1 protein-coding gene is annotated in these 1548 nt (G+C 75.5%); it reads left to right on the plus strand.

Translation table 11 applies throughout. From position 1 onward, the window contains the following. Positions 1–153: 153 nt before the first annotated feature. Positions 154–1548, plus strand: a 1395-nt coding sequence (locus tag L2I40_RS23025; RefSeq protein ID WP_237217689.1) for a beta-ketoacyl [acyl carrier protein] synthase domain-containing protein, incomplete at its 3' end; no start/stop codon positions are given.

Here is a 1548-nt window from a genome sequence, read left to right on the forward strand (position 1 = left end):
AGGCGCCGCGCTGGGACGCGCATTTCGAGGTGCTCGACGGGCTGCTGGCGGAGCTTGCGCGGCCGCGCGGTCCGAACCGCGCGCCCCCGCGCGACGCCGCCGCCGCGCTGATCCCCGCCGGCCGCGATAGCGTCGCACCCGCCTGAGCCGCGGATGAGGAGGCAGCGCCGCGTCGCCCGGCCATCCGATCCCGTGCCCGTGGCGATCGTCGGCGCGGCCTGCCGGTTGCCCGGCGCGCCGGACCTCGACGCCTTCTGGCGCCTGCTGGAGAGCGGGACGGACGCCGTCTCGACGCTGCCGCCCGACCGCTTCGCGCAGGCTGCCTTCTTCCACCCGCGCCGCAACGAGCCCGGCACCTCCTACACCTTCGCCGCCGGGCATGTCGGCGACGCCTTCGGCTTCGACGCCGCGGCCTTCGGCATCTCCCCGCGCGAGGCGGCGGAGATGGACCCGCAGCAGCGACTGCTGCTCGAGGTCGCGCTGGGCGCGCTCGAGGATGCGGGCTGGCGGCCTTCCGCGATCGCGGGCGAGGAGGTCGGCGTCTTCGTCGGCGGCTCCTCCACCGACTATGCCGAGCTGCGCCTGCCCGACCATGCGGGCGGCGACCGCTACTTCATGACCGGCAACGCGCTGAGCATCCTGTCGAACCGCCTGACCAACGTGTTCGATCTGCGAGGCCTGGCGGAGACGATCGACACCGCCTGTTCCTCGGCGCTCGTCGCGCTGGATGCGGCGTGCCGTGCGGTGGCGGGCGGCCGCGTGCCGGCGGCCATCGCGGCGGGCGTGCAGATGCTGCTCTCGCCCTATGCCTTCGTGGGCTTCTCGCGCGCGGGCATGCTCTCGCCCACGGGGCGCTGCCGCGCCTTCGATGCCGGCGCGGACGGCTATGTGCGCGCCGAAGGCGCGGGCGCGGTGGTGCTGAAGCGCCTCGACGACGCGCTGCGCGACGGCGACGAGGTGCGCGGCGTGATCCTGGCGACGGGGGTGAACAGCGCCGGGCGCACCATCGGGTTGTCGCTGCCCGATCGCGACGCGCAGGCGCGGCTGATCCGCGGCGTGATGGCGCAGGCCGGCGTGGGCGCGGCGCGGCTTGCCTATTTCGAGGCGCATGGCACCGGCACGCAGGCGGGCGACCCGGCCGAGGCCTGGGCGATCGGGCAGGCGGCGCGCGGGCGCGACGCGCCGCTGCCCATCGGCTCGGTGAAGACGAATATCGGCCATCTGGAACCCGCCGCCGGCATGGCGGGGCTGCTGAAGGCGATGCTGGTGCTGGAGCGGCGCCTGGTGCCGCCGACGTTGCACCAGGACCGGCCCAATCCCGCGATCGACTTCGCCGCGCTCAACATCCGCGTGCCGGCCGCGACGGAGATGCTGGCCGGTGTCGCGGACCCGGTCGCGGGCGTGAACGCCTTCGGCTTCGGCGGCACCAATGCCTGCGCGCTGGTCGCCCCCGCGCCGCCGCGGAGTGCGCCGCGCGAGGGGGCCAAGGGCATGCCGCCGCTGCTGCTCTCCGCGCGCTCCGCCGCGGCGCTGCAGGAACTGGCGTCG

The sequence above is a fragment of the Falsiroseomonas oryziterrae genome (assembly GCF_021864505.1).
Taxonomy (GTDB): Bacteria; Pseudomonadota; Alphaproteobacteria; order Acetobacterales; family Acetobacteraceae; genus Falsiroseomonas; species Falsiroseomonas oryziterrae.